The 12306-nt window shown below is 62.0% G+C and carries 15 protein-coding genes; 1 reads left to right on the top strand and 14 read right to left on the bottom strand.

Annotation, left to right across the window (positions count from 1 at the left end; genetic code table 11):
• Positions 1–13: 13 nt before the first annotated feature.
• The 11 genes from ndk to trmJ form a co-directional block, all read right to left on the bottom strand.
• Positions 14–439, bottom strand: coding sequence for a nucleoside-diphosphate kinase (gene ndk / locus ACF8GB_RS19365; protein ID WP_023533373.1), 426 nt, complete (start codon positions 437–439; stop codon positions 14–16).
• A gap of 88 nt (positions 440–527) precedes the next feature.
• Entirely contained in the window at positions 528–728 is a 201-nt protein-coding gene (iscX, locus tag ACF8GB_RS19360) for a Fe-S cluster assembly protein IscX (protein WP_023533289.1), read from the bottom strand.
• A gap of 10 nt (positions 729–738) precedes the next feature.
• A complete protein-coding gene (fdx, locus tag ACF8GB_RS19355) occupies positions 739–1080 on the bottom strand; it encodes an ISC system 2Fe-2S type ferredoxin (protein WP_078479079.1) in 342 nt (113 codons plus the stop codon).
• A 3-nt stretch (positions 1081–1083) separates the two neighbouring features.
• Positions 1084–2949 (bottom strand): Fe-S protein assembly chaperone HscA, encoded by a 1866-nt coding sequence (gene hscA / locus ACF8GB_RS19350; protein WP_196121699.1) that lies wholly within the window; start codon positions 2947–2949, stop codon positions 1084–1086.
• A 42-nt stretch (positions 2950–2991) separates the two neighbouring features.
• On the bottom strand, positions 2992–3513 hold the full coding sequence (gene hscB, locus ACF8GB_RS19345) for a co-chaperone HscB (protein ID WP_027913687.1): 522 nt from the start codon (positions 3511–3513) through the stop codon (positions 2992–2994).
• 8 nt (positions 3514–3521) lie between these two features.
• On the bottom strand, positions 3522–3845 hold the full coding sequence (gene iscA, locus ACF8GB_RS19340; protein ID WP_023533425.1) for an iron-sulfur cluster assembly protein IscA: 324 nt from the start codon (positions 3843–3845) through the stop codon (positions 3522–3524).
• A 29-nt stretch (positions 3846–3874) separates the two neighbouring features.
• Positions 3875–4261 carry a Fe-S cluster assembly scaffold IscU gene (iscU, locus tag ACF8GB_RS19335; protein ID WP_003248539.1) on the bottom strand — a complete coding sequence of 129 codons (387 nt, stop codon included), beginning with the start codon at positions 4259–4261 and terminating at the stop codon, positions 3875–3877.
• A 46-nt stretch (positions 4262–4307) separates the two neighbouring features.
• Positions 4308–5522, bottom strand: coding sequence for an IscS subfamily cysteine desulfurase (locus ACF8GB_RS19330; RefSeq protein WP_058637453.1), 1215 nt, complete (start codon positions 5520–5522; stop codon positions 4308–4310).
• Positions 5523–5567: 45 nt separating this feature from the next.
• A complete protein-coding gene (gene iscR, locus ACF8GB_RS19325) occupies positions 5568–6059 on the bottom strand; it encodes a Fe-S cluster assembly transcriptional regulator IscR (RefSeq protein ID WP_023533322.1) in 492 nt (163 codons plus the stop codon).
• Positions 6060–6241: 182 nt separating this feature from the next.
• Complete coding sequence (gene cysE, locus ACF8GB_RS19320; protein ID WP_023533458.1) at positions 6242–7027, bottom strand: serine O-acetyltransferase; 786 nt, start codon at positions 7025–7027, stop codon at positions 6242–6244.
• Between the two features lie 3 nt (positions 7028–7030).
• Positions 7031–7786, bottom strand: a complete 756-nt coding sequence (gene trmJ / locus ACF8GB_RS19315) for a tRNA (cytosine(32)/uridine(32)-2'-O)-methyltransferase TrmJ (protein WP_145255812.1) — start codon at positions 7784–7786, stop codon at positions 7031–7033.
• Between the two features lie 150 nt (positions 7787–7936).
• Here trmJ and suhB point away from each other — a divergent pair, with 150 nt between their 5' ends.
• On the top strand, positions 7937–8755 hold the full coding sequence (gene suhB, locus ACF8GB_RS19310) for an inositol-phosphate phosphatase (RefSeq protein WP_058604358.1): 819 nt from the start codon (positions 7937–7939) through the stop codon (positions 8753–8755).
• 102 nt (positions 8756–8857) lie between these two features.
• On the opposite strand, the gene ACF8GB_RS19305 is transcribed toward suhB, so the two are convergent.
• The 3 genes from ACF8GB_RS19305 to secD form a co-directional block, all read right to left on the bottom strand.
• Positions 8858–9400, bottom strand: a complete 543-nt coding sequence (locus ACF8GB_RS19305) for a glycine zipper 2TM domain-containing protein (RefSeq protein ID WP_058604497.1) — start codon at positions 9398–9400, stop codon at positions 8858–8860.
• 118 nt (positions 9401–9518) lie between these two features.
• Positions 9519–10427, bottom strand: coding sequence for a protein translocase subunit SecF (secF, locus tag ACF8GB_RS19300; protein ID WP_058637451.1), 909 nt, complete (start codon positions 10425–10427; stop codon positions 9519–9521).
• A 10-nt stretch (positions 10428–10437) separates the two neighbouring features.
• A complete protein-coding gene (gene secD / locus ACF8GB_RS19295; protein ID WP_392474864.1) occupies positions 10438–12300 on the bottom strand; it encodes a protein translocase subunit SecD in 1863 nt (620 codons plus the stop codon).
• Positions 12301–12306 lie beyond the last annotated feature (6 nt).

Below are 12306 nucleotides of genomic sequence, written 5' to 3'. Positions count from 1 at the left end.
CGTAAGCTTTCGCTTAGCGAGTGGTTACCTCGGTAGCAGCGAAGAAGTAAGCGATTTCGCGAGCGGCAGCAGCTTCGGAGTCCGAACCGTGAACGGCGTTGGCGTCGATGGACTCGGCGAAGTCGGCGCGGATGGTGCCGGCAGCTGCTTCTTTAGGGTTGGTAGCGCCCATCAGCTCACGGTTCTTGGCAATGGCGTTCTCGCCTTCCAGGACCTGAACGACAACCGGACCGGAAGTCATGAAGGCAACCAAGTCACCGAAGAAGCCGCGCTCGCTGTGCTCGGCGTAGAAGCCTTCGGCCTCGGCCTTGGACAGTTGCTTGATTTTCGAGGCAACGATTTTCAGGCCGGCTTCTTCGAAGCGAGTGGTGATCTTGCCGATGACGTTCTTGGCAACGGCGTCAGGCTTGATGATGGAGAAAGTACGTTGAACAGCCATGGAAAACTCCAGAATATGAGTGTTACGAAAAATTAAACCCGCGAATTATACGCGGGTTCCAGGGGATTGCCTAACCTGCGGTACGTGTTCAGTCGGCTTCGTCGATCCAGGCCGCCTGGATGGCCTCGAGTACCTTCTCGCCGGCGCGCGAAGGATCGTCGCTGAAGCCAGGCAATGCCACCACCCAGCGGTGCAAATCGACGAAATTCACATACCGAGGATCGACGTCCGGCTTGCTTTCTGCAAGCTCGATGGCGATATCAAGTACATCAATCCATTTCAGACTCATGTCCAGGACCTCAGTGCGGCGCTTCGGCAGCGTGGTTGAGCGAATACTTGGGGATCTCGATGGTGAGGTCCTGATCGGCTACCACCACCTGGCAACCCAGGCGTGACTGCGCTTCCAGGCCCCACGCCTTGTCCAGCATGTCTTCTTCGAGCTCGTCGGCTTCTTCGAGGGAATCGAAGCCCTTGCGCACGATGCAGTGACACGTAGTGCAAGCCTTCACACCGCCGCAGGCGCTCTCCATCTCGATATGATGGTCGTGGGCCAGCTCCAGGATGTTGGTGCCGGCAGGCACGTCCACGGTCAGCCCGTCCGGGCAGAACTTCTCATGCGGCAGGAATGTCACCAGCGGCATCGGTTACTCCTCGATCTCATTCAGGTTGCGCCCGGCCAGTGCGGCTTTGACCGTCGAATCAAGGCGTCGGGCGGCAAATGCGTCGGTCACCTGCGACAGACGCTTGGTCTGTTGCTCGATGGCAGCGCCATCGGTGCCCGCCAGCAAATCACGTAGTTCTTGCATCTGGAATTCAATGGCCTGGCGCTCTTCTTCGCTGAGCAAGCGCTGACCATCGGCGTCCAGGGCGCCCTGCACCGCTTCGAGCAGCCGCTCGGCGTCCACCTGGTGCTCACGCAACTGGCGGGCCTGCTTGTCGATACCGGCATGCTCGAAGGAGTCCTTGAGCATGCGCGCGATTTCGCCATCGGTCAGGCCGTAGGACGGCTTCACCTGAATGCTGGCTTCCACGCCCGATGCCAGTTCGCGGGCAGCGACGCTGAGCAGGCCGTCGGCATCGACCTGGAAGGTGACGCGAATTTTCGCCGCCCCTGCCACCATGGCCGGGATGCCGCGCAGTTCAAAGCGCGCCAGTGACCGGCAATCGCTGATCAGTTCGCGCTCGCCCTGCAGCACATGGATCATCATGGCCGACTGGCCGTCTTTGTAGGTGGTGAATTCCTGAGCGCGCGCCACCGGGATGGTGGTGTTGCGCGGGATCACTTTCTCCATGAGCCCGCCCATGGTCTCAAGGCCCAGCGACAGTGGAATCACATCGAGTAGCAACAGCTCGCCGCCTTCGCGACGATTGCCGGCCAGGGTATCGGCCTGGATCGCGGCACCGATGGCCACGACCTGATCGGGGTCGATGGAGGTCAGCGGGCTACGACCGAACAGGCCACCGACGGCATCGCGAACACGAGGCACGCGCGTGGAGCCACCAACCATGACCACGGCGCTCACGTCCTCGAGCTCGACACCGCTGTCACGCACGGCACGGCGGCAGGCCTTAAGGCTGCGCGCCACCAGCGGCTCGATCATCGCATCGAAACCGGCACGGGTGAGCTCACCCTGCCAGGCGCCATGGGTGACGCTCACCACCTCGGCATCGGTCAACGCTTCCTTGGCGGCGCAAGCGGTCTGCAGCAGCGCACGCTGGGTAGCCGGATCAAGGTCGGAGGACAGGCCCGCCTGCTCGATGATCCAGCCTGCAATGGCGTGGTCGAAGTCATCGCCACCCAGGGCGGTATCGCCGCCGGTGGCCAGCACCTCGAACACCCCCGCCGTCAGGCGCAGGATGGAGATATCGAAGGTACCGCCACCCAGGTCGTAGATGGCGACCACGCCCTCGGCGTTCTGGTCAAGGCCATAGGCCACGGCGGCAGCAGTGGGCTCGTTGAGCAGACGCAGTACGTTCAGGCCAGCCAGGCGTGCCGCATCCTTGGTGGCTTGGCGCTGGGCGTCGTCGAAATAGGCTGGAACGGTGATCACCGCACCTACCAGTTCACCTCCCAACGTCGCCTCGGCACGCTCGCGCAGCACCTTGAGGATGTCTGCCGACACCTGCACCGGGCTCTTGGGGCCCTGTACCGTGTCGATGAAGGGCATGTGCGATTCGCCACCGACGAAGCGGTAGGGCAACTGCTCGCCCAACTGCTTGACGTCGGCCAGGCCGCGACCCATCAGGCGCTTGACCGACAGCACGGTGTTCAGTGGATCGCTGGAGGCGGCGTCACGCGCTGCTTGCCCGACGTCGCTGCCGCCAGCTTCGAGGTAACGCACCGCCGAAGGCAGAATCACATTACCTTGCGCATCGGGCAGGGGCTCGCTGACGCCACTGCGCAATGCAGCAACCAGAGAATTGGTGGTGCCCAGATCAATCCCTACCGCCAGGCGGCGCTCATGGGGCTGGGGCGTTTGACCGGGTTCGGCAATCTGCAATAGGGCCATGCTTATCTGAATACCTTAGGTGCCATCACGGGCAGCACCGGGTTAATCGTCGAGGCGCTCTTCCAGTTGGCGCACTTCTTGGGCGAGCTTGTCGAGGAATTGCATGCGGCGCATCAGGCGTTCGGCCTGTTCACGCGCGTCGGCAACATCCCAGCAGGCGGCGAAATCCTCGTTGAGCGTGTCCTGAGCAGCCTTCAGGCGCTTCTTGAACACGGCCACGCCATCGAGGTCGGCTTCGTCCTGGAGGTCTTCGAGCTCTTCACGCCACTGCATCTGTTGCAACAGGAAATCCGGATCATGGACCGTGACCTCCTGCGGCACTTCGTGGCCACCGATCGCCAACAGGTAGCGCGCACGGCGTGGCGCACTGCGCAGCGTCTGGTAGGCGTCGTTGAGGGCAGCGGATTTCTCCAGCGCGGAGCGTTGCTCGCGCTCGGAGGCGTCGGCAAACCGATCAGGATGGACTTCGCGGGCCAGCTCGCGGTAGCGAGTGGCCAGCATCTCCAGGTCCAGTCGAAAACTCGGCTGCAAGTCAAACAGTGCAAAATGACAAGGAGTACCCACGGCCGGCCTCAGACGTTGAAGCTTTCGCCGCAGCCACACTCACCGCGCACGTTGGGGTTGTTGAACTTGAACCCTTCGTTCAACCCTTCCTTGACGAAGTCCAGCTCGGTGCCGTCAAGATAAACCAGGCTCTTGGGATCGATGATCACCTTGACGCCATGGTTCTCGAACACCTGGTCCTCGCCAGCCAGCTCGTCGACGAACTCCAGCACGTAGGCCAGGCCCGAGCAACCGGTGGTGCGTACGCCAAGGCGAATGCCTTCACCCTTGCCACGCCCTTCCAGGGAACGCCGCACATGGTTGGCGGCGGCTTCTGTCATGCTGATAGCCATGAGAACTCCTTACCTTGCAACGGGCGACGTTAGATCAAGCCTTTCTTCTGCTTGTAATCGCGAACAGCAGCCTTGATGGCATCTTCGGCGAGTACCGAGCAGTGGATCTTGACCGGCGGCAACGCCAGTTCTTCAGCCAGCTGCGTGTTCTTGATGGTCTCGGCTTCGTCCAGAGTCTTGCCCTTCATCCACTCGGTGGCCAGGGAGCTGGAAGCGATGGCCGAACCGCAGCCGTAGGTCTTGAACTTGGCGTCTTCGATCACGCCCTGCTCATTGACCTTGATCTGCAGGCGCATCACGTCGCCACACGCCGGTGCGCCGACCATGCCGGTGCCGACATCCGGGTCCTCGGCATTCATCTTGCCGACGTTGCGCGGGTTTTCGTAGTGGTCGATGACCTTTTCACTGTATGCCATGGTGCAATTCCTTCCTCATCAGGGAGCCGCTCTTGCCGGCGACTGCTTAGTGGGCGGCCCACTCGATCTTGGAGATGTCGACGCCGTCTTTGTACATGTCCCAGAGTGGGGACAGTTCACGCAGCTTGTTCACGGCCTCGCAGACTTTCTGCGCGGCGTAGTCAACTTCTTCTTCGGTGGTGAAACGGCCGAAGGAGAAGCGGATGGAGCTGTGTGCCAGCTCGTCGTTACGGCCCAGTGCACGCAGCACGTAGGACGGCTCGAGCGAGGCGGAGGTGCACGCCGAGCCGGACGAGACGGCGATGTCCTTGAGCGACATCAGCAGCGATTCGCCCTCGACATAGTTGAAGCTCAGGTTCAGGTTGTGCGGCACGCGAGCAGTCAGGCTGCCGTTGACGTACAGCTCTTCGAGGCTGGAGACCTGCTTGAAGAAGCGGTCGCTCAAGGCCTTGATGCGTGCGTTTTCAGCCGCCATGTCCTGCTTGGCAATGGCGAATGCCTCGCCCATGCCGACAATCTGGTGAGTCGGCAGCGTACCCGAACGCATGCCGCGCTCATGACCGCCGCCGTGCATGGCTGCCTCAAGGCGTACCCGCGGCTTGCGGCTGACATAGAGCGCGCCGATCCCCTTGGGGCCGTAGACCTTGTGCGCGGAGAACGACATCAGGTCGACCTTGAGCTTCTGCAGGTCGATTTCGACCTTGCCGGCAGACTGAGCGGCATCGACATGGAACAGCACGCCGCGCGAACGGGTCAGTTCACCGATGGCGGCGATGTCGTTGATCGAGCCGACTTCGTTGTTCACGTGCATCAGCGACACCAGGATAGTGTCGTCACGCAGGACCGCCTCGACCATGGCCGGGGTGACGATGCCATCTTCGCCCGGCTCCAGGTAGGTGACCTCGAACCCCTCACGCTCGAGCTGGCGAGCGGTATCGAGTACCGCCTTGTGCTCGATCTTGGAGGTGATGATGTGCTTGCCCTTGGTCTGATAGAAGTGCGCAACACCCTTCAGGGCCAGGTTGTCGGACTCGGTGGCACCGCTGGTCCAGACGATTTCGCGCGGATCGGCATTGATCAGCTCAGCGACCTGACGGCGACCGTTCTCGACCGCTTCCTCGGCCTTCCAGCCAAACACATGGGAACGCGAAGCCGGGTTACCGAAGTTACCGTCGGCCGTCAGGCACTCGGCCATCTTCTGGGCTACGCGTGGATCGACCGGGGTGGTCGCGGAGTAATCGAGGTAGATCGGCAACTTCATTTTTCTCTCCTATCAGGCGGTGGCGTCGCTCGTCGTCCCGAAGGATCAATCGACGGCGGACGTCTCAATCTTGTCCAGCGGGGCAGACAGACCGGCGACGCGACGCAGGTCCTGGCGCTGGGCGACTTCCTGCACCTCGCGGCGCATGACGAGGTCGGCCAGACTGATGCCACTGAGGAACTCGTGGATCTGCTGACTGAGGTCGCACCACAGGTGGTGGGTCAGGCAGGTATCACCGGCATGGCAGTCCCCGAGCCCTTGGCAGCGGGTGGCATCGACCGATTCGTTGACCGCGTCGATGACCTGGGCGACCTGGATGGTTTCCATGCCGCGCGACAGCTGATAGCCGCCACCGGGGCCGCGAACACTGGAAACCAGGCTGCTGCGGCGCAGCTTGGCGAACAGCTGTTCCAGATAGGAAAGGGATATGCCCTGGCGCTCGGAGATGTCGGCCAAAGACACCGGCCCATGCTGCGCGTGCAACGCCAGGTCGAGCATGGCAGTCACGGCGTATCGGCCTTTGGTAGTCAGTCGCATGGCTATTGGGTACCACGGGAGTTACGGGATGTGTGCAAGTATGCGATTCCCGAGCATTTAAGTCAACTATTAGACCTAGTGCCTTAGTCGGGTTTGCATGAGGGGAGGCGGCCGCGATTGTAGCAGACACGGGGGCGATAACACACGCCCCTGTGCCAGACACCGCGCCTGGCGCGGCGGGATCAATGCGGCTGGATGTCGCGCTTGGCCAACTGCGCCTGTTCGGTGAAGTCATCTTCTGGCAGCGCAGGAAGCTCCTTGGCACAGTAATCGCTGCCCATTCGCGTGAGCGCCCCGCACATACCCTCCAGGCGCTCATCGACGGCCTGCAGATGATCGAGCATCTGGCCAATGGCGCGGGCGACCGGGTCAGGCATATCGCCACTGACCCCATAGGCATCGAAACCGATCTTCTCGGCCATGGCCTTGCGCCGTGCCTCGACATCGCCCTGCTCGTCCTTGACGATGATGCGCCCGGGGATGCCGACAGCCGTCGCACCGGCGGGCACGGCCTTGGTCACGACCGCGTTGGAACCGATCTTGGCCCCAGCACCCACGGTGAATGGCCCCAGCACCTTCGCCCCTGCCCCGACCACCACGCCATCTTCGAGCGTTGGATGGCGCTTGCCTTTATTCCAGCTGGTGCCGCCCAGCGTTACGCCTTGGTAGAGCGTGACGTCGTCACCAATCTCGGCGGTTTCGCCAATGACGATGCCCATGCCGTGGTCGATGAAGAACCGCCGACCGATGGTGGCGCCCGGGTGAATCTCGATACCGGTCAACCAGCGACCGAAGTTGGACACCAAGCGTGCCAGCCACTTGAAATCCCGCCGCCACAGGGCATTGCCCAACCGGTGCAGCCAGATGGCATGCATGCCGGGGTAGCAGGTCAGCACCTCGAAAGCGTTGCGCGCCGCCGGGTCACGGTGGAATACACTTTGAATATCTTCACGCAGACGTTCCAGCATCTGTCAGTCCTTCCGTTTATGCGGCTCACCCCGGACCACCTTCTGGGTCTCGGTAAGAATGCCGCGCAAAATGCTCATTTCCGTGCGCTCCACTGCCACCCGACCGTATAGCCGGCGAAGACGCGGCATCAGGTGCTTGGGCTTGTCGGGGTCAAGGAAGCCAATGCCAACCAGGGTTTTCTCCAGGTGGTCGTAGAACAGCTCCATCTCATCCATGGTCGCCAAGGCATCGGCGTCGGGCTTCTCGACCTGGGCCGGCGAGCGGTCGGTCGCAAGGCTGGCCAGGCGCACTTCATAGGCAAGCACCTGAACGGCGGCGGCCAGGTTCAGCGAACTGAATTCCGGGTTGGACGGAATATGCACATGGAAGTGACATCGCTGTAGCTCTTCGTTGGTCAGCCCGGCATGCTCGCGCCCGAACACCAGGGCGATCTGCTCGCCCCCGGCGGCGTGCTGCACTGCCTTGTCGCCGCACTCACGAGGGCCGATGAGCGGCCATGGGATGCTGCGCTCGCGTGCGCTGGTGCCCATCACCAGGTTGCAGCCGACCAGCGCCTGCTCCAGGCTGTCGACAACGACGGCGTCATTGAGCACATCGTCCGCGCCGGAGGCGCGAGCACTGGCCTCTTCGGCAGGAAACTGCCTGGGCTGCACCAGCACCAGACGCGACAAGCCCATGTTCTTCATGGCGCGCGCAGCGCCGCCGATATTGCCGGGGTGGCTGGTATTGACCAGCACGACACGAATATTCTGCAGCAAGGTCTCGTGCTCACAGTGGCGGAAATCAGGGCCTGGAATCTTACAGAACCGACAGGCGTAACGCCACGCACGCGAATGCGCACTTCTGCCGCCCTATTTTTCTGATAGAATGTTCGGCTTTCTTCTTTAACATCTCCAGGTGACCCGCCCATGCAGCCTATGCTGAATATCGCCCTGCGCGCCGCTCGCAGCGCCAGTGAACTGATCTTCCGCTCCATCGAACGCCTGGATAGCATCAAGGTCGATGAGAAAGAGGCCAAGGACTACGTTTCCGAAGTCGATCGTGCCGCCGAACAGAGCATCGTCAATGCTCTGCGCAAGGCCTACCCGAACCACTCCATCCTGGGCGAGGAAACCGGCCTGCACGCCGGCTCCGGCGAAGAAGGCAAGGACTACCTGTGGGTCATCGACCCGCTGGACGGCACCACCAACTTCCTGCGCGGCATCCCGCACTTCGCCGTCAGCATCGCCTGCAAGTACCGTGGCCGCCTCGAACACGCCGTGATCGTCGACCCGGTTCGCCAGGAAGAATTCACCGCCAGCCGTGGCCGTGGCGCCCAGCTCAATGGTCGCCGCCTGCGCGTCAGCTCGCGTACCAGCCTGGACGGCGCCCTGCTGGGCACCGGCTTCCCGTTCCGGGACAATCAGATGGCCGACCTGGACAACTACCTGGGCATGTTCCGTAGCCTGATCGGCCAGACCGCCGGCATCCGCCGCGCTGGCTCGGCGAGCCTGGACCTGGCCTATGTTGCCGCAGGCCGTTTCGATGCATTCTGGGAGTCGGGCCTTTCCGAATGGGACATGGCCGCAGGCGTGCTCCTGATTCAGGAAGCGGGCGGCCTGGTGAGCGACTTCAATGGCGGCCATGACTTCCTCGACAAAGGTCACATCGTCGCCGGCAACATCAAGTGCTTCAAGGCAGTACTGACTGCCATCCAACCGCACCTGCCAGAAAGCATGAAGCGTTGAACATCTGACGCAGGAAAACAAAAGCACCTTTCGGGGTGCTTTTTTTATGCCTGCCAGCCATGCATCAGTGGCGCCGGCACAGGGCCAACGCCGGCAGCAAGATCACTGACCCGCGTCGCTGAGAATCAACTTGCCGTTCTTGTCCACCGGAATGGTGGGCCCTGGCTCACGATTCATTTTCACCTGGCCGACCTGATCGCCGATGGTGTACTTGACGTTGTAGCCCACCACTTTTTCACTGACGTCATTGACCGTGTTGCAGCGGGTCTGGGTCGTGGTATAGGTGTCACGCTGCTGCATGCCCTCCTGCACCTTGTTGCCCGCATAACCACCCCCCACCGCACCGGCCACGGTCGCGATTTTCTTGCCGGTGCCGCCGCCGATCTGGTTGCCCAACAGGCCACCGGCCAGCGCGCCGACCACGGTGCCGGCGATTTGATGCTGATCCTTGACTGGCGCTTGGCGAGTAACGGTCACGTCCTTGCACACTTCGCGCGGGGTCTTGACCTGCTGCTTGATCGGCTGCACGTCGGTGACCTGAGCATACTCAGGCCCTTTGTTCACCAAGCTGTAGGTCGCCACAGCACCTCCGGCAGTGACACCGACAGCACCTAGCACCGCACCCACCAGCATTGATTTATTCACGTGAACCTCCTGATCGTACATACGGGACTTGGCCCGCTTTCTCCTTGCCTTGGAGCAAAAAAAAGGGCGCGAGTTCAACACTCGCGCCCTTTCGTCCGCCAAGCGGAGCGTCAGTGGGTCATGGACGGTCGTCCACACCCTCGGTCTTGGCCGGCGGAATCAGGTCTTCGCTGTTCAAGTTGAGCCAGATCAGCACCACGTTAGCGATATAGATCGACGAGTAGGTACCGGCCATGACGCCGATGAACAGTGCCAGCGAGAAGCCAAACAGGTTGTCACCGCCAAAGAACAGCAAGGCGGCAATGGCCAGCAAGGTGGACACCGAAGTCGCCACGGTACGCAGCAACGTCTGGGTGGTGGAGACGTTGATGTTTTCGATCAGAGACGCCTTGCGCATGACCCGGAAGTTCTCGCGCACCCGGTCGAACACGACAATGGTGTCGTTGAGCGAGTAGCCGATAATGGCCAGCACCGCCGCCAGCACCGTCAGGTCGAAGGTGATCTGGAAGAACGACAGAATGCCCAGGGTCACGATGACGTCGTGGATCAGCGAGATGATAGCCCCCACAGCGAATTTCCACTGGAAGCGGAACGCCAGGTAGATAAGGATGCCACCCAGCGCCAGGAGCATGCCCATGCCGCCTTGGTCACGCAGCTCTTCACCCACCTGCGGGCCGACGAACTCGACACGCTTGACGGTGGCAGGGTTGTCACCGCCTGCCTTCTGCAGGGCCGCGGCTACCTTGTTGCCCAGCTGCGGGTCGTCACCCGGCATGCGCACGAGCAGGTCGGTGGTGGCACCGAAGCTCTGTACCACTGCTTCGTGGAAACCCGACTCGACCAGCTCGGCCCGCACCGCCTTGAGATCGGCCGGTCGCTCGTAGGTCAGCTCGATCAACGTGCCGCCGGTGAAGTCCAGGCCAAAGTTCAGGCCCTTTTGCCACCAGCTGAACAGGGCCAGCACGGTGAGCAGTACGGTGACGCCGAAGGCGACATTGCGTACGCCCATGAAATTGATGGTTTTCATCGCAGCTCCCTCAAACCCACAGCTTCTTGATGTCACGCCCGCCACAGGTCAGGTTGACCATTGCGCGGGTCACCATGACGGCGGTGAACATCGAGGTGAAAATCCCGAGGGACATGGTGACCGCAAAGCCCTTGACCGGGCCGGTACCCATGGCGAACAGGATACCGCCGACCAGCAGGCTGGTCAGGTTGGCGTCGATGATCGCGGTATAGGCGCGGTTGAAACCTTCATGGATGGCGCGCTGCACCGACATGCCGGCTTTGAGCTCTTCGCGGATACGCGAGAAGATCAGTACGTTGGCGTCCACCGCCATACCCATGGTCAGTACGATACCGGCAATACCCGGCAGGGTAAGGGTGGCGCCAAGCAACGACATCAGGGCCAGCAGCAGCACCATGTTACCCGCCAGGGCGATGGTGGCTATGACACCGAAGCCGCGGTAGATGGCAATGATGAACAGCGAGACGAACAGCATACCCCACAGCGAGGCGTCGATGCCCTTGGTGATGTTGTCGGCACCCAGGCTTGGGCCGATGGTACGCTCTTCGGCAAAGTACATCGGTGCGGCCAGTCCACCAGCACGCAGCAGCAGGGCCAGCTCGGACGATTCGCCCTGGCCGTTCAGCCCCGTGATACGGAACTGGCTACCCAGCGGCGACTGGATGGTCGCCAGGCTGATGATCTTCTTCTCTTCCTGGAAGCTCTGGACCGCAACGTCCTTCTCGACACCGTCGACCGTCTGCTTCACGTAGCGCGTGACAGGCTTCTGCTCGATGAAGATCACCGCCATGCTGCGACCGACGTTGCTGCGGGTAGCGCGGCTCATCAGTTCGCCGCCATGCCCGTCCAAACGAATGTTCACCTGCGGGCGGCCATGCTCATCGAAGCTGGCCTGGGCGTCGGTCACCTGGTCACCGGTGATGATCAGGCCACGCTCGACGGGCGCCGAACGCCCCCCTTCACGGAACTCGAACACTTCGGTGGTGGCTTTGGACGCGCCCGGCTCGGCACCGAAACGGAACTCCAGGTTCGCCGTCTTGCCCAGGATACGCTTGGCTTCGGCAGTGTCCTGCACACCCGGCAGCTCGACCACGATGCGGTTGGCGCCCTGGCGCTGCACCAGTGGCTCGGCGACGCCCAGCTCGTTGACACGGTTGCGCACGGTGGTGAGGTTCTGCTTGATCGAGTATTCGCGAATCTCGGCCACTTTCGCCTGAGACAGCGCCAGACGCAGCACGGCGAGGTCGTTGCGCTCGGTGGTGGTCAGGTCGAAATCGTTGAAATTCTTGCGGATCAGGGCGCGTGCCTGTTCGCGCGTAGCGTTGTCAGCAAAGCCGAGCATGATGCCGCCATCCTGCTGCGGCAGGCTGCGGTAGCGGACTCGCTCCTTGCGCAGCAAGGTCTTGACCTCGCCTTCGTAGACTTTCATGCGGGCGCTCATGGCCTTGTCCATGTCCACTTCCAGCAGGAAGTGCACGCCACCAGACAGGTCCAGGCCCAGCTTCATGGGGCTGGCACCCAGGTTGCGCAACCACTGCGGGGTGGTTTGTGCCAGGTTCAGCGCCACGACATAGTCATCGCCCAGCGCCTTGCGCACCACATCCTTGGCGGGCAGCTGGTCTTCCTGATTGGTCAGACGAATCAGGCCACTGCCCTTCTCACCCAGGCTCACGCCTTTGACTGCGATGTTCGCCTCGACCAGCGCCTTGCTGACGCGATCGAGATCGGCCTGGTTGACCTGCAGCGCCGAGCTGGCACCGCTGATCTGCACGGCCGGGTCATCCGGGTAGAGGTTGGGAGCGGAATAAATGAAACCGATCGCCAGTACCAGCAGGATCAGTGCGTATTTCCACAGAGGGTATTTGTTCAGCATCACGCC

It is taken from the genome of Pseudomonas sp. xss_4 (assembly GCF_043104125.1).
Taxonomy (GTDB): Bacteria; Pseudomonadota; Gammaproteobacteria; order Pseudomonadales; family Pseudomonadaceae; genus Aquipseudomonas; species Aquipseudomonas parafulva_B.
Note: the sequence above shows the minus strand (reverse complement) of the source record. Positions and strands in the feature narration are given on the sequence as shown.